The following is a 23,237-nucleotide window of genomic DNA, read 5'->3' on the forward strand; positions in this document are numbered from 1 at the left end:
CTTGTTTACTTAAGTAGAATAATGAAGATAGGTAATACAACTAAACTATACTGAGCAAAAAAGTAACTACGTCACTTCAAAAAGAATTAATTCTAAATTTCTCAGCTATTGCTTAGAAATATCCAAAATTGTGAATTTTGCATTGTGAATTATGAATTGAAAAAGTTGTGAATTGAATACTTTCTAGTAATTAATAAATCAATAATTAAGTGGGAAGATTAATTGTAGAGAAGCTAAGGAATCTTTAAAAAATATAAGTAGAAAAGTTTATAAAGTTGACACTTAGTACAAATAAATATTAAAATATAACACTGTAGAAGATTTTAATGATTCATAACTGAGAATTAGAGATTTAAAGTTAGATAAAAATTTAGTTATAGCAAACTAAATTTAAACTTTTTCTTAAGATGAGAAGTAACCATAATTGTATATTTTCAACAATTAATTATTAATTGTATAGGTTATGGATTAAAATAAAGGTGGATGAAAAAATGGTTAGGACAATTGATTATAAGGAACTTCGAGGAGATTATGTTTTAGTTGATGTGAGGAGTCCAGGGGAATATAAGGAAGCAACAATACCTGGTGCAGTAAATATTCCATTATTTAATGATGAAGAAAGAGCTTTAATAGGCACTATTTACACTAGGGAAAGTACAGAAAAAGCTAAAAAATTAGGAGTAGATTTAGTATCTAAAAAGTTGCCTAAAATTTATGAAGAAATAAGCGATTTAGAAAAGAAATATAATAAGGTTGTCATGTTTTGTGCAAGAGGAGGTATGAGGAGTGCCTCTATAGCAGAGTTACTTGGTGCTTTAGGCATAAAGGTTGAAAGAATTAAAGGTGGATATAAGGGATATAGAGCAGTAATAAATCAAGAACTTCCAAAATTAAATGAAGAGGTTACTTATGTAGTGCTTCATGGAAATACAGGGGTAGGTAAAACCGAAATTCTTAAAAAACTTATGGAAAATAATCGTGATGTATTAGATTTAGAAGGATTTGCTAATCATAGAGGATCTATATTAGGCTCAGTTGGATTAGGAGAAAACTATTCTCAAAAGCATTTTGAATCTTTAATTTATGAAGGACTTAAAAATAGAAAGAGTAAGTATGTTTTTATTGAAGCTGAAAGCAGAAGAATAGGAAGAGTTTTAATACCAGAATATATCCATAATAGAATGAAAGAAGGCATACATGTTTTTATTGATGCAGATTTAGATTTTAGAAGCAATTTAATTATTAATGAATATACTAAAGGAAAAAATTGTAATGAAGAACTTTGTGATGCTATAATGAAGATTAGAAAGCATATTAGTGTGGCTAATTTGGAACAATATTGTGAAAGAATAAGAAATAATGATTATATAGACGTGGTAAAGGAACTTATGGTAAGATATTATGATCCGCTTTATATGCATAGTTCTAATCAATATAAATATGATTTTAAAATAATCGTAGAAAGTATAGAAGCTTCTGCAAGGCAATTAGAAGATTTTATTGATAACTATAAAAATGATGTGAATTAGCAAAAGGCAGAACATTTGTTTCTGTTTTTTGCTTTTTTATCTTTACTATAAATAAGTAACGTTATAAAATAACATTTGTAACCAAAAACAAAGTTAGTATGGAGGTAAGAATGATTTTAGAAAATAAAGATATTAACAGTTATGAAGTTACAGATTTAACTTCTTTAGAAAAACTAGAACCTGTTAGAGTTAGACCAGGTATGTATATTGGGTCAACAGGAACAAAAGGACTTCATCATTGTATTTGGGAAATCTTTGATAACGCTATAGATGAAATTGCGAATGGCTATGGAGATAGTGCAGAATTGATTTTAAATAGTGATAAAAGTGTAACTATTATAGATAATGGTAGGGGAATTCCTACAGGAATACATCCTATAAAAAAGAAGTCTGGTGTAGAGATGGTATATACAGAACTTCATACAGGAGGAAAGTTTAATAATTCTAACTATAAAACTTCAGGAGGACTTCATGGTGTTGGGGCAGCGGTGGTAAATGCTCTTTCATCTTGGCTTGAGGTTGAAGTTAGACAAAAGGGACAAATTTTTCGTCAGCGTTTTGAATATGCTTATGATAAAGCACTTAAAAAGAAAATGCCTGGAACTCCAGTTACTAAGCTTGAAGTTGTAGGTAAGACTAAAGAAACAGGAACTAAAATAACTTTTATGGCTGATAGTGAAATTTTTGGAAGTGTAGATTATAAATTTGATCTCATTGATGAAAGGCTTCAAGAGCTAGCTTTTCAAAATAAAGGAATAACTTTAATTTTAAAAGATAATAGAAAAAGTGAGCCCATAGAGAAAACTTATCACTCTGAAAGAGGATTATTAGACTTTATAGATTATTTAAATGAGAGTAAAGCTATACTTCATAAAGACCCTATTTTATTTAGTGGTGAAAGAGAAGTTAATGGACTTAACTTAGATGGTGAAGTTTGCATCCAATTTACTGATTCTACTACGGAGTATATAGCTAGTTATGTAAATAATATTCCTACCACAGAAGCAGGAACCCATGAAACTGGTTTTAAAACTGGAATGACTAGAGCCTTTAAAGAATGGAGTAAAAAGCTTAATTTAATTAAAGAGAAGGACAAGGAATTTGAAGGTGACGATTTAAGAGAAGGGATGACAGCAATCGTAAAAATAAAGGTCAGTAACCCTATTTTTGAAGGTCAAACTAAAACAAAATTAGGGAATGCAGAGGCTTATTCTATGATGAATGAGCTATGTTATCAAAAGATTGGTGAATGGATAGAAGACAATAAAGAAACAGCTACTATTATTATAAATAATGCTATTTCTGCTGCACAACGTAGAGAAAAGATTAAAAAGATAAATGAAGCTGAAAAAAAGAAAATAGGAAATGGTACATCACCATTAGCAGGAAAGATAGCAGTATGTACTCTTAAAAATTCTCAGTTCACAGAATTTATAGTGGTTGAGGGAGATTCAGCTGGTGGTAGTGCAAAGCAAGCCAGAGACAGAAGGTTTCAAACAATTATGCCTTCAAAAGGTAAAATAATGAATACAGAAAAGCAAAAGCTAGAAAATGTATTAGCTAGTGAAGAACTTAAAATTTTTAATACAGCTGTTGGAACAGGAGTTTTAGATAATTATAAAGAAGAAGATTTAAAATATGATAAAATAATTATCTTAAGTGATGCTGACGTGGATGGATATCATATACGTACACTATGGATGACTTATGTTTATAGGTATATGAGACCATTAATTCAAAATGGTCATCTATATATAGCGCTTCCTCCACTATATAAGGTTTATAAAAATAGCAAAAACGGTGAGATATCTAAATATGCTTATAGTGATGAAGAGTTAGAAAAGGCAAAAAAGGAAATTGGAAAAGGTGCATTAATCCAACGATATAAAGGTCTTGGAGAAATGAATGCTGATCAATTATGGCAAACTACTTTAAATCCTGAAACTAGAACTCTTCAACGAGTGACTATTGAAGATGCAACGAAGGCTGAAAAAATGATTTCACTTTTAATGGGGGATATAGTAGAACCAAGGAAAAATTATATGTATAAATACGCAGAATTTTAGGAGGTGTTAAATCATGGCTAAAAAAAATAATCAAATTCCAATAGATAATAATATTATTAATACACCATTACATGAGGCAATGCCTGATAACTATCTCCCTTATGCGGTAGAAGTTTCAAAAGATAGAGCTCTACCAGATGTAAGAGATGGTCTAAAGCCTGTTCATAGGAGAATACTCTATGGTGCATATATGCTTAAAGCTTTTCCAGATAAGCCCTATTATAAATCTGCAAGAATAGTAGGGGACATATTAGGTAAATATCATCCACATGGTGATACATCTGTATATGATGCAATGGTAATTTTAGCTCAAGATTTCTCTACAAGAATGCCACTTATTGACGGTCATGGAAACTGGGGAAGTATTGATGGAGATAGTGCTGCTGCCATGCGTTACACAGAAGCTAGACTTTCAAACATTTCTATAGAACTTTTAAAAGATATAGATAAAAATGTAGTAGATATGGTGGACAATTATTCTGATACAGAGAAGGAGCCATCTGTATTACCAGGGAGATACCCAAATCTTTTAGTAAATGGAGCCTTTGGTATAGCAGTAGGTCTTGCTACAAATATTCCACCTCACAATTTGGGGGAGGTAATTGATGCTTCATTAGCTTATGCAGATAATAATGAAATAACTACAAAAGAATTAATGTCATATATTCAAGGACCTGATTTACCAACAGGCGGAACATTAATAGGTAAGAATGCTATTTTAGCTGCTTATGAAACGGGAGAAGGAAAGGTAACTCTAAGGGCAAAGACTCATATTGAAACCTTAGAAAATGGTCGCTTAGGAATTGTAATAACAGAGTTTCCATATAGAAAAAACAAGGCAAAATTACTTCAGTCTATCTCTGATATGACTGGAGATAAGAAACATTCTAAAGCATTAGAAGGAATTTCTGATATTAGAGATGAATCCGACAGAGAAGGAATACGAGCTGTTATAGAATTTAAGAAAAGTGCTACTGAGGAAAGTGTAAATAAAGTATTAAAATACTTATTTAAGAAAACAGAACTTCAGTGTAATGTTTCCTTTAATATGGTGGCATTGGCAAATGGAAAACCAGAAACCTTAGGATTGAAGGCGTTAATCCATCATTATGTTGAACATCAAAAGGATGTAGTGACTAGAAGAACAAAAAGAGAGCTTGAAATTGCAGAAAAAAGATTTCATATAGTTGAAGGCTTTATAAAAGCTATTGATATTATGGATGAAATAATAAAAACTATAAGAGCATCTAAGTCAAAAAAGGATGCTGCTATAAATTTAATAGCTAATTTTGGATTTACTGAACTTCAAGCAGAAGCTATATTAGAAATGATGCTATATAGATTAACTGGACTTGAAATAAAAACTTTTGAAAAGGAATATAAAGAACTTGAAGTTCTTATGAGAAAACTAAGAAAAATTTTAGATAATGAAAAAGAACTTATAAAAGTTATAAAAAAAGAGCTTTTAGAGATAAAAGATAAATATGATGATAAAAGAAGGACAGAAATTATTGAAAATGACAATGAAGCTAAAATAGAATTAGAAGAATTAATAATAGAAGAGGATATAGTTATAACTGTTTCTAATGAAGGTTTTATAAAGAGAACACCACTAAAATCCTTTAATAGAACCTCTCAAGATGTAGAAGATATAGATCATCGAGAAGGAGATTATAATAAATTCCTACTTCAAAGTAATACAAAAGATACTTTAATCTTCTTTACTTCAGAGGGAAATATGTATCAACTAAAGGGAATTTCTATTCCTGAATTTAAGTGGAAGGAAAGAGGAGAAAAAATAGAGAGTTTAATAAAAAGCTTCGACTCATCTAAAGAATCTATTGTAGCAACTTTTTCTATAGAGAGTTTTGAAAAACCAAGAAACTTATTATTATTTACCTCTAGCGGTATGTTAAAGAAAACTGAGCTTTCTAAATTTAATACTAATTACACAAAGCTTTCTGCATTAAGATTAAGAGAAGGAGAAAAGCTTGTAGATGTAAAGATAGTTAATATGGATAGAGAAGAGTGTTTTATTAAAGTTACTACAAAAAATGATTTATGCTTCAATGTAGAAGAACCAATTATTGAAGAAAGTGATAGAAGTCTACTCGGAAAGCAACTTTTTAATTTACCTAATGGTGATGAAGTTATATCCATAGATTACACTGATGAATATGAATTTAGAGAGTTTTTCTTAAGTATAAATTCTAAAGGACTTATAAGAACAAGTAATAGGAAATCTAATGATAAGCACATAACTTTAACTAGTAGTAATGAAGAAATTCTTTTATTCACAGAAAAAGGAAAGGTGTATAAGCTAAAAGGTTATATTCTTCAAAATATAGATAAGAAGGGAATAAGTCTAGTTGAGTTGCTTCAAGATTATGATAAAGAGGATAAGATTATTAGTATAATTTCTTTAAATAAATATGAAGATGAAAAAAGCTTTTACTTTATCACTAAAAAAGGGTTAATTAAAAGAACTTTATGCAGCGAATTTGAGGGAGATTATATTATAACTACTGGATATAAATTGAAAACTGAGGATGATAGGGTAATTTCTGTATCCTTAGAAAATAGTGATAATTTGGCACTAATTGTTACTGAAAAGGCTATGTGTATTAAATTTAATATCTCTACTATAAATACCATGGGTAAAAATGCTAGTGGAGTTACTGCTATTAGCTTAAAAGATGATGATAGTGTTATCTTTGGAGATATAATTTATGAAGAACTAGGTAGAGAACTTCATGAAAAAGAGAAATACTTATGCGTAGATAAATTAAAAACAAATTTAATTTTAAATACTTTAAAAGGAGAAGCAAAAACAATTCCTATAAGTGATATAAGCACACAAAATAGAGCAGGTCGTGGAAAGAATGTAATGCTGTTCTTAAGTGATGATAAAATAGAGAGTGTTGAAAGAGAGTAAGTTTTATGAAAAAGATATTTTTAAAAAATAAATTAAAATTTATCTATACTCATAGTGAAAACACTATAACTTCTTTTACAATAGGGCTGAATGCAGGTGCAATAGTAGAAGAGAGTAATGAACTAGGATTAGCCCATGTGGTTGAACATATGGTTTTTAAAGGAACCAAAAATAGAAGTGAAGCAGAAATTAATAATCAATGCGATAAAATTTTTGGATTTCATAATGCTATGACAAATTACCCTTATGTAGTTTATTATGGTACTTGCCTTTCAGAAGACTTTGAAAAGGGCTTAGAAGTCTATAGTGATATATTGTTAAATCCTACTTTTGATGAAGAGCATTTTAAAGACGAAATATCGGTCATTTGTGAAGAATTAAAGGAATGGAGCGATGATACATCTCAATATTGTGAAGATANNGAAGAATAAAAGAACTTATTATAGGGAGTGAAGATATAATAAAGTCTTTTACGGTAAATGATGTAAGAAGCTTTTATGATAAATACTATATACCTAATAATTGTACTATTTCAGTAGTATCTTCACTGTGTTTTGAAGATGTTTATAAAATAATAGATAAATATTTTTCTACGTGGAAAGAAAAAAAATATGAAAATAATGAAATAGTTTATGAGAAAAATACATGTGGAACATTTATTGAAGAAAAAAGTGATATAAACTCGTGTAAAATACAATATATTTTTCCAATACACAATTTGAACCATAGAGAAATAACTTTACTTAGAATATTTAATTCTTTTTTTGGAGAAGGAACTAGTAGTATTTTATATGATGAAATAAGGACTAAAAGGGGATTAGTTTATGATATAAGCTCTAAGCTTAAAAATGAAAATGGCATTAAATTATATACTATAACCCTTGGTACCTCAAAAGAAAATATAAACACTTCAATTGAAATTATAAATGATGAAATTGAAAAGGTTAAAGTATTAAAGAGATATTTTACAGAAGGAAAAATTGAGGACATAATAAAATCATTAAAATTAAAAAGAATCTTAGGACTAGAGAAATCTATATCATTATCCTTTAATATATGTATTTTTGATATTATGTATGGAGATTACAATATTTTATTCAATGAGTACGATATAGAAGATATAACTGAGGATGAAATTCTTAAAGTTGCAAATAAAGTCCTTAACAACTCAACTATTCAAATAATAAAATCAAAATAAGGGGCTGTTGTAAAACAAAGATTTATAAATTTTGATGAATAAAACCATGTATATAAGGAAATTTGTTTTCCTGTCTATGCATGGTTTTTTATTTTATATAGGGAGCTTTGCATTTTGCAACGCCACTTATTTCAAAAATTTTTAAAAAACACAGGGTGTTTGTCTTAGATGGTAATATATGATAAATTTAACACATAAATAAAATTTATATTTGGGGGATTGAGATGAGAAAAATATTATATGTTATGCTGTCTATAATCTTAAGTTTTGGGCTATTTGGATGTTCTAAAGATTCTAGCATTGAAGAAAATAAAGTGGAAAGTAAAGTAGAAGTAAATCCATTAGTTAATGAATTACCTAAACTAAAAGTATTTATAGATAATAAAGAAATGGATGTTCAGTTAGGCGACTACATGTATTATGTTGGAGATAAGCAAATTACTACTCCAGCTCATAAAGAAGAATTAAATCAAGAGCCGACAGTGTTTAAAAAAGTTAAAAAAAGTAGTGAGATGGTTTTAGAATTTAGTGAAGAACCTAAGTCTTATAACGTAATAGTTATAAAAGATATAGATATTGTAGGTAGAGCTGAAGGCATAGATGTAGATTTAAAGGACAATAAGGCAATACTTCCAAAAGAAAAAGGCAAATACGTTATAATGATAGATGCTGAATATACTAAAGGTAATGTAGGGTATGGCTTAGACATTCAGATTAAGTAAGTTATATAAACATATTGATTAAAAATTTAATAGATAGACAAGTATTTTCTAAAACAAGAAGAGGTAACATTTAGTTATCACTTCTTGTTTTTTTATAATTATATAATTATTAATATAAAATTACTGAAATAAATGTAAATATATATATAATTATATATATTTTGCTTGAATTTATATTTAAATTATAATAAAATGCAATAGTATGTCAAGAAACATAAGAAAAAGGTCGAATTTTTATGTGGCAGTATAAAATAAACTTCATATTGCTTTACTAGGATATTTATATGAAAAATTTTTTGAAAGATTTATGAAAGGAGCAAAGGAAATGTTTAATGAACATATAAAACCGTTTAAAATACTTAATTTTGGAAAGCTCAAAAGAAAAGGGTGGAAGAAAGAAAAAAATTTTATATATGGAAAATATAATGATTATGATTTTACTGTTTTTCAAGAAGATAACTATAAAGGAATACTTATGCCCTTAAAAGGAATATCTAAACCGCAAATTGAAATAATTCAAAGTTTTTTTACTAACAATGCTAAAAAATATAATTTGAAAAATTATTTTTTTGAAGGAGAATTTTTACGTATAAATATTTCAGAAAAATTTTTCTCTTTAAGCAGTGGTAAATTAGAAAATATGTTAGAAGAATTTACTATGTTTTTAAATTTATCTGATATAAATCTAAAAAACAGATGTATATTTTGCGGAGAAGACAATGCTTATGAAACAATACTTAAGGAAAAGGTATTATGCCCAAGTCATCAAGAATGCTATGCACAAGAAGATACAAAGCTAAAGGTTGAAAAAAATAATTTGGAATTAGAAAATAAAAATTATTTTAGAGGAACTATAGGAGCTTTATTAGGAGGAATTATAGTTGTAATATTAAATCTTTTATTTAGTGCTTTTACTAATAGAACTTTAGTTATTATAGGGATTTTTATAGTTTTAGGGGCATTTAAAGGGTATAAATTTCTAGGAGGAAAGATAGGAAGAGGTACTAAAAGTATTATTGTTTTTTTAACTATTTTTTCAGTGATACTTATACCTATAGCAGATATCATATATTCTATAATATTTAATAAAGCGTCTCTTACTATAGAAAATTTTATCTATATAGCAGCTTTAAAAGAAAATTTGTTATTAATTATAAAGGAATTAGTGGCCAATTCAATTGCGGCGATTGTAGGTATTGGTGATGTAATACGAAGAATTAATATTGAAATTAAAGGGGGATCACCAAAACTTAAAAAAGTTTCATTATAAAAAAGATAAGAACAAACATAAGTAAAGTTAAGAGTACATAGCTTTAGTAGAATCTTTATATGAGGATTATCTTTTCAAAAAATTTATGACAGGAGAAAATAAATGCTTAATAGAAAAAAAATAATGAAATTTCTGATTTATTTATAATGTTTGGATTTAGACGATTTAAAGCTAAAGGTTGGAAAAGATATAAGAATTTTATATGTGGGAAATATAATAATTATAATTTTACAGTTTTTCAAGGTGACAAATGCAAGCATATATTCGTGCCACTAAAGGGGATATCTCAGCAGGAGATTAAAATAATTCAAAGTTACTTAGATAATAATGCTAAAAAATTTAATTTAAAAAATTATTTTTTTGAAGAAGAAATTTTACAAATGATTATATCAGAGAAAATCTGGTATTTAAGTGGAAGAAAGCTAGAAAATATATTAAGTGATTTTACTATGTTTTTAAACCTATCAAATATAAATTTTCAAAACAGATGCATGTTTTGTGGAGAAAACGGTGCTAATAAAGTTATACTTAAAACTAATATATTATGTGAAGTTCATGAAGCGTGCTATACAGAAGAGATTAATAGGCTTATAAATGAAAGAGATGCTTTGGAGTTAGAACATAAAAACTATATTAGAGGAACTATAGGCGCTATATTTGGAGGAATATCAGCCTTTATAATAAATATAATGATAATTTTATTTTTTGAAGATTTAGTAATAGTTTCAGGAGTCATCTTTGCAGAAGGTACATTTCTAGGATATAAATTTTTAAATGGGAAAATGGGTAAAAATACAAAATACATTGTTATTCTTTCCACTATTCTTTCTATATTTTCTGCAGAAATAATATTTATTATTTTATATATAATAGGCATAGATATGCCTTTAAATATGAGCAATTTTATGTTAGTACTGAAAAATTCAGATGTTCGTGAATTTGTAATTTTTAGCCTACCGTGGCTTTTAGGGACATCTGCTTTAAGTATATATAGAATAATAAAAGAAATTGACTATAAAATAAAAAATCAATTGCCGATGATTAAAAAGATTTCATTATAATAAAAAGCTAAGAATAAGATATTTCTCTTATTCTTAGCTTTTTCTATAATGATTCATAGATTTTCTTTATAAGTAGAGCATCATTTTCAAGAATAGGGCTCTCGCAAATTACACATCCTTTTATATCAAAGTCTCTAAAAGCTTTCATACAAGCATTATAGTTAAAATCACTTTCCTCAAAAGGAAGGTGGTTTTTTTCACCTTTAGGTCCATAGTTTATACCAGATATATGAATGTGCATATCATCTAATGCTTCCTGGCCCAAATTATCTCCTATATGTGATAATATTTTTGCAAAATCATCATATTCTTTTAATGCTCCATTATATCTTGCATGCAAATGAGAAAAGTCTACACATAGTTTACAAGTAGGTATTCTTTTACAAAGCTCAACTAGCTCTTCAAGAGATCCAAACTGAGTAGGTTTACCTGTAGTCTCTAACCTATAATCTACTCCAAAGTGTGGAATTTTTCTCAAATTTTCTTCAATAGTATCAAAGGTTTCTTCTGGAGAATCTTTTAAATAAAAGCCGGGGTGAAATATCAAGCTTCGTCCATCTACCTTTTGAAGGCCTTCTGCTCCTTTAACTATACGTTCAATAGATTTTTCTTGTTTTTCAATTTCATCAGAATTTAGATTTATATAATAAGAACCATGAGCAGAAAGATAAAAATTATTTTCTTCCTTAGCTTTATAAACGTCATCTTTATTTTTATCTGTTATATTAACTGAGCGAACAAAAGGTAGTTCCATTGCATCCAATCCTAAGTTTTTCAAATGAGGGATGCCAGTTTTATAAGTAAATTTTGTATTTTCATCTCCAAGAGGAAGACCAGAAATTCCAAATAATAATTTGTCCATTAAATCACCTCAAAAATTAAAGTATGATGTGATTATATCATACTTTTGAATAAATTTATAATTAACCTTGAACAATTCAGAATTCACAATACACAATGCAGCATTAAGGTGGAAATTAATTCTTTATAAATTAATTTCTTCAAATAAATTTTTCGAATTTTGCTGAGAAATATTCATAATTGTAAATTATGAATTAAAATACTAAAAAATAGCATTTACCGTAGTATATTTCTTAATTTTATAGCTGGCTATCCATAGATATAATGAGCAACAAAGTGATAATTAAATAAAGGCCAATTGTAAATTTATTTAAATTTTTGCTATAATGTTAAATAGTATGATTTAAGAGGTGAACCAATGGAAAGTAAATGGATGCTTAGAACTACTAAGACGGATGTTAAGTCGCTGGCGAAAAAGGTAGGCTTAAACCCAATTACAGTAAAAATAATGGTGAATAGAGAAATAGATACCGTTGAAAAAATAAATAAATTTATAAATCCAACTTTTTCCCAATTTCATGATCCACTTCTTATGAAGGACATGGGAAAGGGAGTATCAATAATTAAAAATGCTATAGAACAAGGCGAAAAAATAATGATTTATGGCGACTATGATGCAGATGGCGTTACTAGTACAGTTATATTATATAAAGCATTAAAAAACTGTAATGGTAAGGTAAGTTTTTATATACCAGACAGAGAAAATGAAGGCTATGGCATGAGTAGCGAAAGAATTGAGAAAATAAAGGAAGAGGGATATAATACTATAATTTCTTGTGATAATGGAATTTCTGCATTAGAACAGGTAGAGAGAGCAAAAGAATTAGGAATGACTGTAGTAATTACCGATCATCATGAGTTACCTTTTGAGGATATAGAAGGAAAAAGAGTATATAAAATGCCTATAGCTGATGCAGTTATAAATCCTAAGAGAAATGACTGTGAATATCCTTTTAAAAATTTATGTGGTGCAGGTATTGCATTTAAATTCAGTTGTGCCTTATATAAGGCTATGGGAATTTCTGTGGAAAGTGCCTATGATTTAATTGAAATTGCAGGTATAGGTACTATATGTGATGTAGTTGATCTTATTGATGAAAATAGAGTTATAGCTAAAGAAGCTCTTAATGTAATGAATAATACAAAAAATATAGGGTTAAAGGCATTGAAAGAAATTTTAAATATAAGAAATGAAATGAGTTCTTATCATGTTGGATTTTTAATAGGACCTTGCATAAATGCTACAGGAAGATTAGAAACAGCTTTTTTATCTGTAGATTTATTACTTTGTGAAGATATAGAAAAGGCTAAGGAATTAGCTTCTACTTTAGTGGAATTAAATAAGAAAAGACAGGAAATGACTAATGATAGTGTAGAAGCAATAGTGAATATGGTAAATAGTTCATCACTTATAAATGATAAGGTTTTAGTAGCTTATAAAGAAGATGTACATGAAAGTATAGCAGGTATTGTAGCAGGAAGAGTTAGAGAAAAGTTTAATGTACCAACTATAATATTAACAAAAGGTAAAGAAATGCCTAAAGGCTCTGGAAGATCTATTGAAGAATATAATATGTTTGAAGAGCTTATAAAATGCAAGGATTTACTTCATAAATTTGGTGGACATCCTATGGCAGCAGGACTTTCGATAAAAGAAGAAAACATAGCATTATTTAGAGAAAAATTAAATGAACTTTGTGAACTATCAGAAGAAGATTTGATTCCTAAAATAAGAATAGATGAAAGATTATCACTTAAATATATAAATTTTAATTTAATAGAAGAACTTCATAGTTTAGAGCCTTTTGGTAAAGGCAATAATTCTCCAATTTTAGCAGAAAAAAATATACCTATTGAAAGAATAAGTATACTTGGAGAAAAGAAAAACACTTTAAAGTTTAGATGTAGAATATCAGGGACTAATAGATATATAGATGCAATATGTTTTAATAAAGTAGAAGAGTTTATTGAAATGTTAAAAAATGAATATGGAGAAAGCTATGAATATATGCTTGAAAATCCTCAAGGACTGAAGATGGACATGGCATTTTCACCATCTGTAAATGATTATAACGGTAATGTGTCCCTGCAATTAAAAATTAACAATTTTAAAATATCTAACTAACTTATATAATTGAAGTCTTATTTAAGGTTATTAAGTAATTTGTTAAATAATAAAAAGGAAAAGTTATTTATAACTTTTCCTTTTTTATTATTAATTATATAATCTATAATAAAATTTTTACTTTTTTAATTCTATTTTTATCAATTTCTTCAACAATAAATTTTTTGTCTTTAAAAACAATTTGCTGTTTCAATTGTGGAAAATTTCCTAACTCACCTATAATAAAGCCACCAATAGAATCAAATTCATGGGAGTGAATATCAGTTCCTATAAGATCATTGATATCTTCAATCTTAACACTTCCATCAACTAGGTATTCACTATCATTGATTATAGTGATTTCTGAATGTTGTTCGTCATATTCGTCATCAATTTCTCCAACAATTTCCTCCAACATATCTTCTATAGTTATAATACCAACAGTACCACCATACTCGTCTAAAACTATGTTCATATGTTGTCTGGTTTTATTTATTTCTCTAAATAAATCAATAACCTTCTTATATTCATAAGTATAATAAGGTTTTCTCATATGGTTTTTTATACGAAACTCATCTTCCTTGAAATCAGCCATCAATATATCTTTTACATAGATAATACCTACTATATTATCTATAGTTTCTTGATAAACCGGTATTCTTGAAAATTGCTCTTCCTTGATAACCTGCATAATTTCTTCAAAAGTAGAGTTTAGTTCTATGGCAATTATATCTACTCTTTGAACCATAGCATCTTTTACATAGAGGTCGCCAAACTCAAATACTTTATGAATTATTTCCTTTTCTTCCACTTCTAAAATACCTTCTTCTTCACTTACATCTACAATAGTTTTTAATTCTGCTTCTGTTATCAGAGGAACAGTATTAGAAACTTTACCACCTAGTATTGATATAAGGATATTAGCTACAAATGTAGTCAATACAACTAAAGGCTTTAAAATTATTGACACTACAGATATGAGAGGTGCAACTAATAAAGAAATTTTTTCAGCATTTTGTGAAGCTAAAGTTTTAGGAGTAATTTCTCCAAAAATAAGAATTACTATAGTCATTACTATAGTTGCTATGGCAACTCCTTCAGAACCCAACATTTTTATAGCAACAGCAGTTGCTATAGAGGAACTGGCAATGTTCACTATATTATTGCCTACTAATAGAGTTCCTAAAAGCTTACTTGGATCATCATTTAGCTCTTGAACTTTATTTGCACCTTTTACACCTTCATCTACCATATGTCTTAGTCTAATTTTGTTTAAAGACATAAGTGCAGTTTCAGAAGCAGAGAAAAAAGCAGAACCACATATGAGAATGATTAAAATAATTAATTGCCACGTACTACCAGGCTCCAAAATTACAACACACTCCTTAAAGCACAATATTTAGTTAATAAATATATTATAGCATATCTAGGAAATTTACAAAAGTTCGAAAAAATTTAAAAATTATTAAAAAAGTTCTTTAAAGACAAGTTTTTCTATATTTAAGTAGAAATTAGTAACCAATACACATCATATCTTAAATAACTTTCATTATACATATAGATAAACTACTTAAAAAATGCATAATTACGGTTGAAATTAATTTCTTTAAATAGATTTTTTAATAAAAGTGACTTTGTCACTTGAAAAGATAATGTAACTAAACTATATTGCCAAAACTAACTATATCACTTTAAAATAATCAATTTTAAATTTCTCAGTTTCTGCTGAGAAATATCCACAATTGTGAATTTTGCATTGTGAATTGTGAATTCAATAGTTTTAATTATAATACTAAAAGCATCAATATTCTCATATATATGCTAATTTTAGAACTGGTATATATATATTATAGATTTGACATATTCATATTAAAGCTTCAGATAAAAATAAAAAATAATTAAGCTTTATAAAAATTAAAGATTCAAATAAAAAGTTAGATTTTATGGGTTATAGTTACATAATGCTCAATATTATTAAAGAATATTTAAGATTTAAATGCAGATACTAATATCGTAAGACAAACAGAAATTGAATATAAGGAGGAAACTATTATGAAAAATATGGAAAATGAAAGAAATGAAAAACAAGAACTTAAAAATTCAGTAAATGAATTACAAAATGTACAAAATAGTTTAAAGAACAATCAAAAAAATGAACAAAAAATAGAATTAGATGATAATAAAAATTGCGATTTGCAATAAGGAAATGAAAGCAATATTTAAGAAAAAATAAGAAACTCTAAATTTTAGAGTTTCTTATTTTTTTATAAGTTAAACTGACAATTAAATAAGCGTGACCTAAATCACGCTTATCTTTATATCCATATTCAATTGTAAGTCTGCTATTTTAAAACTATAATCCTCTTTCGTAAGATTCAACCATTTTCTTAACCATTTGTCCGCCAATTGAACCAGCTTCTCTAGAAGTTAAGTCTCCATTGTAACCATTCTTAAGATTAACTCCTACTTCTTTAGCAGCTTCCATTTTAAAATTGTTTAATCCTTCTCTAGCTTCTGGTACTAAAACTCTATTTCTGCTCATACAAATTGCCTCCTTATTTTTAAGTTAATGGTATACTAAATATAACTATTAACTATATCATTTAGTATTGATTTTGAATTTTATTTATAGTATTTAATTTTTGGCAGTTATTATAAATTTCTTTCGTAAGCTTCCACCATTTTTTTAACCATTTGTCCGCCAACTGAACCGTTTTCTCTAGAAGTTAAGTCTCCGTTGTAACCATTTTTAAGATTAACTCCTACTTCTTTAGCAGCTTCCATTTTAAATTTATTTAATCCTTCTCTAGCTTCTGGTACTAAAACTCTGTTTCTGCTCATTTATGAGCACCTCCTTTTTATTTAGTACAAATTAACTATAATCCTCTTTCGTAGGATTCAACCATTTTTTTAACCATTTGTCCGCCAACTGAACCGTTTTCTCTAGAAGTTAAGTCTCCATTGTAACCATTTTTAAGATTAACTCCTACTTCTTTAGCAGCTTCCATTTTAAAGTTGTTTAATCCTTCTCTAGCTTGTGGAACTAATATTCTGTTATTGTTATTAGCCATTTCTTGAACACCTCCTTTTCTTTTGGTACTATTAGTTTAACCGCATATAAATCTTTTATTTTATTAATTTAAAGGAAAGAACTGAATATAATTCTTGCTTTGGTATATATTAGGTAATATAGATACCAATATTAACAATTTATACAAAAATGAGTATTATATTTAGTAGAAAATCTTAAAATAAACTATGTTCAAAAAGTATTATAAAGCCTTTAAAATCAATATTTTAAAGCAATATTTAGCTATGCATTAAAAAAATAAAAAAATAAAAAAAAAATTTTTTATTTTTTATTTATTATTAAATTTTTATTGACTTTTAATTTTCAATTGATATATATTTATTACTTAAATAACTTTAATAAATACATAAAAGAAATATTATATTTATTTTTACATTAAAATTTAAAGTAATACATCTGTAAAAAGGGTATATTAATCTAATTTTGAAAGCTTTTAAAAGTAATAGAGTCATCTAAAGAGTTAAACTTTATTTACACATATAAAAGGTGTCCGTAATTGCAATTTATGTATTAAATAAAAAACACTGAACTATTTCTAGGGGGTAATACTTTGAATGAAAAAAAAATAATCATGACTGGTGGAGGATCTGCTGGTCATGTTACACCAAACATAGCATTGATGCCAAAGCTAAAAGCTTTAGGTTATGATATACAATATGTAGGAACTAAAAATGGTATAGAGCGTCAATTAATTGAGGCAGAAAATATAAAATATCATGTTATTTCCAGTGGTAAACTAAGAAGATACTTTGATGTTAAAAACTTTACAGATCCTTTTAGAGTGATAAAAGGAGTTTTTGATGCTATATCTATACTTAAAAATGAAAAACCTAATATAGTATTTTCTAAAGGCGGATTTGTATCTGTGCCAGTAGTATTAGCAGCAAAATTTAATAAAATTCCTGTTATTATTCATGAAGCAGATATGACACCAGGACTTGCAAATAAAATTTCAATGCCATATTGCACTAAAATTTGTGTAACTTTTCCAGAGGCACTTAGCCATATTGAAAATAAAAAGGCGGTACTTACTGGACTACCAATAAGAAATGAACTATTACAGGGTAGTAAAATAAAAGGACAGCAAATATGCAATTTTAAAGAAGATAAGCCAATTGTATTAGTAGTTGGTGGAAGTTTAGGATCAAGATTTATAAATGAAGTTGTAAGAGAAAACTTACAAGAACTATTAAAAAAATTTAACATAATTCATGTTTGTGGTAAGGGAAATTTATCAGAAAAACATAGAGATATTGAAGGGTATGTACAGTTTGAATATGTAAAAGAAGAATTACCACATTTAATGAAAGCAGCTTCTATAGTTGTGTCAAGAGCAGGTGCAAACTTTATTTTTGAATTATTATCTCTTAAAAAGCCTAATTTACTTATACCACTTTCTGCAAAGGCAAGTAGAGGAGATCAAATATTAAATGCTAAATCCTTTGAAAAAAATGGATATAGTATGGTTATAGAGGAAGAAAATTTAGATCCTCAAATTTTATTGGAAAAATTAGATGAATTATACTTAAATAGAGAAAAATATGTTAATGATATGGACAAAAGTGATGTAAAAAATAGTATTGATAAAATTATAGAGTTAATAGAGACTTATAAAAAGCCGTGATTATCACGGCTTTTTATAATTACAATGAATCCATTTTAATTAAATAAATTAAAAAAAACTTCTTTTAAAAGATTAAGTCTCCATAATTAGTAATATTATAGTGTGAAATTTAAATTATTTAAAATTAATTTTCAGGAAATAGATATTTTGATATTATCTAACACTCACATTAATTTCATTGGAAGAAGGCCCTTGCTATATAAAAAGAATTTCAAAGAAAAAATAATATGTACAGGAGGAAATTCAGATACGTGTAATAATGTGCTTATAAATTCTGCATATATTCAAAATGTGGATTGGGACTTTAAAAATAAAAAAGAAAAATAAAGGGGGTAGAGTTTATAAAATCTTTATACCATATAGAAGATATAAAAAAGTATTAAAACATTTTGAGTGATATGCTTATGAAGAGGAAATAGAACTTTATGAAGATGAGAAGGCTATTTTAAAAGATGATAGACACCTTTTAGGGATTGCTATTTATGAAATCTTTCTAAATGAAAATAATGAGGAAGTAAAAATTGTATATAGCGGACACTTAGGAAATGTAATAATTTCTATAATTAAGAATCTCACTATATTTACAAAAGATGACTATGTGATTTTAGAAACCACATATAGTGATATATTTCACAATGAAAGTTTGATAAAAATCATACAAAGCATTATAAAGAATCAGTGGCATAAAAGTATATATGTAAGGTCAAGATTATTACTGTAAGCAACACTGGTGAAAATAGGAGGAAATTTATCGTTTAAAAACAATATGGAGAAAAAAGAAAACTCTATAATTTTTATAGAATATCAGATAGAGAGAGTTTTAGGATACAATATATTACAAAAAATTAAAAGAGTAAAAATTTTGAGAGAAGAATATGATTTAAATATAAAAATATAATACCCTTTAATATTATATTTTTATATTCATAGAGAATATAAAGTGCGAAAAAATAAAGAAAATTTAGAAAAAGGGAGATTTAATATAAAAATATCATTGTTAAATCAGGAGTTTGTATTAAAGGATAGAAATAACAAATAGTTAAAAAACTAACAATTAAAGTGGTAATTAATACTTGAAATTTGAAGACTATAGTATATAATGAAAGTGTATAACATGCTATTTTTTAGTAAAAATATTATATATAAAATGTACTTTTAAAAGTGTTTCTCCCAGTTTTTATCATCAGTTTTGTTTTCAGATAATGTAAATTATAAATTATGAGAGAAAACTCAAAAGTAAATTTTACAAAGAAAGAAGGTTTGGACGATGAGAAAAATGAAGACTATGGATGGAAATACCGCTGCTGCTCACGTAGCATATGCCTTTACAGATGTAGCTGCGATATATCCAATCACACCATCATCACCAATGGCAGAACACTGTGATGAATGGGCAGCACAAGGAAGAAAAAATATCTTTGGTCAAACTGTAAAAATGATGGAAATGCAATCTGAAGCTGGAGCTGCAGGAGCAGTACATGGTTCATTACAAGCTGGAGCATTAACTACTACATTTACCGCTTCACAAGGACTATTACTTATGATTCCTAACATGTACAAAATTGCTGGAGAACTATTACCAGGTGTATTTCATGTAAGTGCTAGAGCACTAGCTGCTCAAGCGTTATCAATATTTGGAGACCATCAAGACGTAATGGCTGCAAGACAAACAGGATATGCATTACTTGCAACTAATAGCGTTCAAGAAGTTATGGACTTAGCACCAGTTGCTCACTTAGCTGCATTAGAAGGAAGAGTTCCTTTCCTACACTTCTTTGACGGCTTTAGAACATCTCATGAAGTTCAAAAAATTGAAGCTTGGGATTACGAAACACTAGCTAAATTTGCAAATAAAGAAGCTGTTGAAGTATTCAGAAGTAAAGCTTTAAATCCAAACAATCCAGTAACAAGAGGAACAGCACAAAACCCAGATATATACTTCCAAGCTAGAGAAGCATCTAATAAATTCTATCATGCAATACCAGAAATCGTTGAAAAATACATGGAAATGATAAATAAAGAAATAGGTACAGACTATCACCTATTCAACTACTATGGTGCACAAGATGCAGATAGAATGATAGTTGCTATGGGTTCAGTTTGTGATGTTATAGAAGAAACTATCGATTATTTAACAGCTCGTGGAGAAAAAGTAGGACTATTAAAAGTTCACTTATATAGACCGTTCTCATTAGAACACTTCTTCAAATACATACCAAAAACTGTTAAGAAGGTAGCTGTTTTAGATAGAACAAAAGAACCAGGTTCTGCTGGAGAACCATTATATCAAGATGTAAGAACTGCTTACTATGATATAGAAAACAGACCGGTTATAATAGGTGGAAGATACGGATTAGGATCAAAAGACACTACTCCATCTCAAATAGTTACTGTATTTGACCATTTAAATAATGAAAGTCTAAAAAATGGCTTTACAGTTGGTATAAATGATGATGTAACTCATACTTCATTAGAGACATCAAGAGAAATCAGAACTACAACTGATGGAACAATAGAATGTAAATTCTGGGGTCTTGGATCAGATGGTACTGTTGGAGCGAACAAAAGTGCTATTAAAATCATTGGAGATAACACTAACATGTATGCTCAAGCATACTTCTCATACGACTCTAAAAAATCAGGTGGTATAACAGTATCTCACTTGAGATTTGGTAAAAAACCAATTAAATCACCATATTTAATAAACCATGCTAACTATGTTGGATGTCACAATCAGTCATATGTTAATAAATATGATGTATTATCTGGAATAAAAGATAATGGAACATTCTTATTAAACTGTATTTGGAATAAGGAAGAATTAGAAGCACATTTACCAGCTAGCATGAAGAGATATATAGCAGAACACGATATTAAATTCTATACTATTAACGCTGTTAAAATAGCAGAAGAAATAGGATTAGGTGGAAGAATTAATATGATAATGCAAGCTGCATTCTTTAAATTAGCTGATATAATTCCAATAGAAGAAGCAGTTGATCACTTAAAGAAAGCTGTTGTTGCCTCTTATGGTAAGAAGGGTGAAAAGGTTGTCAAGATGAACCATGATGCCATAGATGCAGGTGTAAACTCAGTTGTTAAAATAGAAGTGCCAGACTCTTGGAAGAATGCAGAAGATGAAATCAAACCAATCCAAGAAAGACCAGATTTCATTAAAAACATAGTTGATGTTATGAATAGACAAGAAGGAGACAAGCTTCCTGTAAGTGCATTCATAGATAGAGAAGATGGTACATTTGAACCAGGTACAGCTGCTTTTGAAAAAAGAGAAATTGCGATTAATGTACCAGAATGGCAACCAGATAAATGTATACAATGTAACCAATGTTCCTATGTATGTCCACATGCAGTAATTAGACCATTCATAGGAACAGAGGAAGATTATAAAAATGCTCCAGAAACTTTAGATTTCGTAGATGCTAAAGGTGGAAAGGCATTTGAAGGATTGAAATTCAATATAGGAGTAAGTATCCAAGATTGTACAGGCTGTGGAAACTGTGCTCAAGTTTGTCCAGCGAAAGAAAAGGCTCTTATCATGAAGCCATTTGATACACAAGCTAAACAAATGGAAAATTGGGAATTCAATTTATCACTACCTAAGATGTCAAACCCAATGGGAGTAGCAAGTGTTAAAGGTAGCCAATTTGAAACTCCATTATTAGAGTTCAGCGGTGCTTGCGCAGGTTGTGGAGAAACTCCATATGCTAAACTTGTAACTCAATTATATGGTGATAGAATGATGGTAGCTAATGCTACAGGATGTTCTTCTATTTGGGGAGGAAGTGCTCCTTCAACTCCATATACAGTTAACCATAAAGGTAAAGGACCAGCTTGGGCAAACTCATTATTTGAAGACAATGCTGAGTTTGGATTAGGTATGTTCTTAGGAGTTAACCAATTAAGAGGAAAATTAGAGTTAGCTGTTAAAGAAGTAATAAATGGTAACATTTCTGAAGAATTAAAAGCTCTATTCAATGAGTGGCTAGATAAGAAAAATGATGCAGAAGCTACTAAAGTTCTTGCAGATAAGATATTACCATTATTAGAAGTAGGAAAAGACAATGCTATATTAACAGAAGTTTATAACAAAAAAGACTTCTTCGTTAAGAGATCACAATGGATCTTTGGAGGAGACGGTTGGGCTTATGATATTGGATACGGCGGAGTTGATCATGTTTTAGCTACTGGAGAAAATGTAAATGTACTAGTATTTGATACAGAAGTTTACTCAAATACAGGAGGACAATCTTCAAAATCTACTCCAACTGCTGCTATAGCTAAATTTGCAGCTGCTGGTAAGAGAACTAAGAAGAAAGACCTTGGAATGATGGCAATGAGCTATGGATATGTTTACGTTGCTCAAATAGCTATGGGAGCTGACCAAAATCAAACTCTTAAAGCTATAAGAGAAGCAGAAGCATATGATGGTCCATCATTAATCATTGCATATGCTCCATGTATAAACCATGGAATTAAAAATGGTATGGGTGCTACTCAATTAGAGACTAAACTTGCAGTTCAATCTGGATATTGGGCATTATACAGATACAACCCAATGCTAAAAGAAGAAGGTAAGAACCCATTTAGCTTAGATTCTAAAGAGCCAACATTATCATTTAGAGATTACCTAATGGGTGAAGTAAGATATGCATCATTAGCTAAGGCATTCCCAGAACAAGCTGAGAAATTATTTGCTAAAACTGAACAAGATGCAAAAGAAAGATTAGAAGGCTACAAAAGACTTGCAGCTCAAGA

18 protein-coding genes are annotated in these 23,237 nt (G+C 28.4%); 13 read left to right on the forward strand and 5 right to left on the reverse strand.

Annotated features, from left to right (window positions below):
• Positions 1-491 precede the first annotated feature (491 nt).
• From mnmH to B3603_RS15435, 8 genes are all read left to right on the forward strand, one after another.
• Entirely contained in the window at positions 492-1,529 is a 1,038-nt protein-coding gene (gene mnmH / locus B3603_RS15405; protein WP_291566509.1) for a tRNA 2-selenouridine(34) synthase MnmH, read from the forward strand.
• Between the two features lie 110 nt (positions 1,530-1,639).
• Complete coding sequence (locus tag B3603_RS15410) at positions 1,640-3,595, forward strand: DNA gyrase/topoisomerase IV subunit B (RefSeq protein WP_291566512.1); 1,956 nt, start codon at positions 1,640-1,642, stop codon at positions 3,593-3,595.
• A 13-nt stretch (positions 3,596-3,608) separates the two neighbouring features.
• Complete coding sequence (locus B3603_RS15415) at positions 3,609-6,530, forward strand: DNA topoisomerase IV subunit A (protein ID WP_291566514.1); 2,922 nt, start codon at positions 3,609-3,611, stop codon at positions 6,528-6,530.
• A gap of 5 nt (positions 6,531-6,535) precedes the next feature.
• A complete protein-coding gene (locus B3603_RS23150) occupies positions 6,536-6,961 on the forward strand; it encodes a M16 family metallopeptidase (RefSeq protein WP_349676824.1) in 426 nt (141 codons plus the stop codon).
• A gap of 80 nt (positions 6,962-7,041) precedes the next feature.
• The gene (locus B3603_RS23155; protein ID WP_349676825.1) at positions 7,042-7,728 is read left to right on the forward strand and encodes a M16 family metallopeptidase; all 687 of its coding nucleotides are present in this window, start codon (positions 7,042-7,044) and stop codon (positions 7,726-7,728) included.
• A gap of 224 nt (positions 7,729-7,952) precedes the next feature.
• A complete protein-coding gene (locus tag B3603_RS15425) occupies positions 7,953-8,450 on the forward strand; it encodes a hypothetical protein (RefSeq protein WP_291566516.1) in 498 nt (165 codons plus the stop codon).
• A gap of 307 nt (positions 8,451-8,757) precedes the next feature.
• On the forward strand, positions 8,758-9,720 hold the full coding sequence (locus B3603_RS15430) for a hypothetical protein (RefSeq protein WP_291566518.1): 963 nt from the start codon (positions 8,758-8,760) through the stop codon (positions 9,718-9,720).
• A gap of 146 nt (positions 9,721-9,866) precedes the next feature.
• Complete coding sequence (locus tag B3603_RS15435; RefSeq protein WP_291566520.1) at positions 9,867-10,781, forward strand: hypothetical protein; 915 nt, start codon at positions 9,867-9,869, stop codon at positions 10,779-10,781.
• Between the two features lie 43 nt (positions 10,782-10,824).
• Here the strand turns inward: B3603_RS15435 and B3603_RS15440 are convergent, their stop codons facing one another.
• Positions 10,825-11,643 (reverse strand): TIM barrel protein, encoded by an 819-nt coding sequence (locus tag B3603_RS15440; RefSeq protein ID WP_291566522.1) that lies wholly within the window; start codon positions 11,641-11,643, stop codon positions 10,825-10,827.
• Positions 11,644-12,000: 357 nt separating this feature from the next.
• Between B3603_RS15440 and recJ the strand changes: the two genes are divergently transcribed.
• Positions 12,001-13,767: a single-stranded-DNA-specific exonuclease RecJ gene (gene recJ / locus B3603_RS15445; RefSeq protein ID WP_291566523.1), complete on the forward strand. Its 1,767-nt coding sequence runs from the start codon at positions 12,001-12,003 to the stop codon at positions 13,765-13,767.
• A 103-nt stretch (positions 13,768-13,870) separates the two neighbouring features.
• Here recJ and B3603_RS15450 read toward each other — a convergent pair whose 3' ends face one another.
• Positions 13,871-15,115: an HlyC/CorC family transporter gene (locus B3603_RS15450; RefSeq protein ID WP_291566525.1), complete on the reverse strand. Its 1,245-nt coding sequence runs from the start codon at positions 15,113-15,115 to the stop codon at positions 13,871-13,873.
• 683 nt (positions 15,116-15,798) lie between these two features.
• Here B3603_RS15450 and B3603_RS15455 point away from each other — a divergent pair.
• A complete protein-coding gene (locus tag B3603_RS15455) occupies positions 15,799-15,948 on the forward strand; it encodes a hypothetical protein (protein WP_291566527.1) in 150 nt (49 codons plus the stop codon).
• A 151-nt stretch (positions 15,949-16,099) separates the two neighbouring features.
• On the opposite strand, the gene B3603_RS15460 is transcribed toward B3603_RS15455, so the two are convergent.
• From B3603_RS15460 to B3603_RS15470, 3 genes are all read right to left on the reverse strand, one after another.
• Positions 16,100-16,288, reverse strand: a complete 189-nt coding sequence (locus B3603_RS15460) for an alpha/beta-type small acid-soluble spore protein (protein WP_291566529.1) — start codon at positions 16,286-16,288, stop codon at positions 16,100-16,102.
• A 110-nt stretch (positions 16,289-16,398) separates the two neighbouring features.
• Positions 16,399-16,587 (reverse strand): alpha/beta-type small acid-soluble spore protein, encoded by a 189-nt coding sequence (locus B3603_RS15465; RefSeq protein ID WP_291566530.1) that lies wholly within the window; start codon positions 16,585-16,587, stop codon positions 16,399-16,401.
• A gap of 35 nt (positions 16,588-16,622) precedes the next feature.
• The gene (locus B3603_RS15470; RefSeq protein WP_039632435.1) at positions 16,623-16,817 is read right to left on the reverse strand and encodes an alpha/beta-type small acid-soluble spore protein; all 195 of its coding nucleotides are present in this window, start codon (positions 16,815-16,817) and stop codon (positions 16,623-16,625) included.
• A 570-nt stretch (positions 16,818-17,387) separates the two neighbouring features.
• Between B3603_RS15470 and B3603_RS15475 the strand changes: the two genes are divergently transcribed.
• The 3 genes from B3603_RS15475 to nifJ form a co-directional block, all read left to right on the forward strand.
• Positions 17,388-18,461, forward strand: coding sequence for an undecaprenyldiphospho-muramoylpentapeptide beta-N-acetylglucosaminyltransferase (locus B3603_RS15475; RefSeq protein ID WP_291566532.1), 1,074 nt, complete (start codon positions 17,388-17,390; stop codon positions 18,459-18,461).
• A gap of 766 nt (positions 18,462-19,227) precedes the next feature.
• A complete protein-coding gene (locus B3603_RS15480) occupies positions 19,228-19,359 on the forward strand; it encodes a hypothetical protein (RefSeq protein ID WP_291566534.1) in 132 nt (43 codons plus the stop codon).
• 369 nt (positions 19,360-19,728) lie between these two features.
• Positions 19,729-23,237: pyruvate:ferredoxin (flavodoxin) oxidoreductase (gene nifJ, locus B3603_RS15485; protein WP_291566537.1), on the forward strand; the 3,509-nt coding region annotated here is incomplete at its 3' end.

Origin of the sequence: Clostridium sp. UBA2485 (assembly GCF_002341865.1) — a bacterium.
Lineage (GTDB): Bacteria > Bacillota > Clostridia > Clostridiales > Clostridiaceae > Clostridium_J.

Coding starts and splice junctions, on each gene's coding strand:
- recJ (WP_291566523.1), top strand. CDS start 12,001: ATGGAAAGTAAATGGATGCTTAGAACTACTAAGACGGATGTTAAGTCG.
- mnmH (WP_291566509.1), top strand. CDS start 492: ATGGTTAGGACAATTGATTATAAGGAACTTCGAGGAGATTATGTTTTA.
- B3603_RS15470 (WP_039632435.1), bottom strand. CDS start 16,817: ATGGCTAATAACAATAACAGAATATTAGTTCCACAAGCTAGAGAAGGA.
- B3603_RS15455 (WP_291566527.1), top strand. CDS start 15,799: ATGAAAAATATGGAAAATGAAAGAAATGAAAAACAAGAACTTAAAAAT.
- B3603_RS15465 (WP_291566530.1), bottom strand. CDS start 16,587: ATGAGCAGAAACAGAGTTTTAGTACCAGAAGCTAGAGAAGGATTAAAT.
- B3603_RS15430 (WP_291566518.1), top strand. CDS start 8,758: ATGAAAGGAGCAAAGGAAATGTTTAATGAACATATAAAACCGTTTAAA.
- B3603_RS15435 (WP_291566520.1), top strand. CDS start 9,867: ATGTTTGGATTTAGACGATTTAAAGCTAAAGGTTGGAAAAGATATAAG.
- B3603_RS15425 (WP_291566516.1), top strand. CDS start 7,953: ATGAGAAAAATATTATATGTTATGCTGTCTATAATCTTAAGTTTTGGG.
- B3603_RS15415 (WP_291566514.1), top strand. CDS start 3,609: ATGGCTAAAAAAAATAATCAAATTCCAATAGATAATAATATTATTAAT.
- B3603_RS15410 (WP_291566512.1), top strand. CDS start 1,640: ATGATTTTAGAAAATAAAGATATTAACAGTTATGAAGTTACAGATTTA.
- B3603_RS15460 (WP_291566529.1), bottom strand. CDS start 16,288: ATGAGCAGAAATAGAGTTTTAGTACCAGAAGCTAGAGAAGGATTAAAC.
- B3603_RS15440 (WP_291566522.1), bottom strand. CDS start 11,643: ATGGACAAATTATTATTTGGAATTTCTGGTCTTCCTCTTGGAGATGAA.
- B3603_RS15480 (WP_291566534.1), top strand. CDS start 19,228: ATGGAGAAAAAAGAAAACTCTATAATTTTTATAGAATATCAGATAGAG.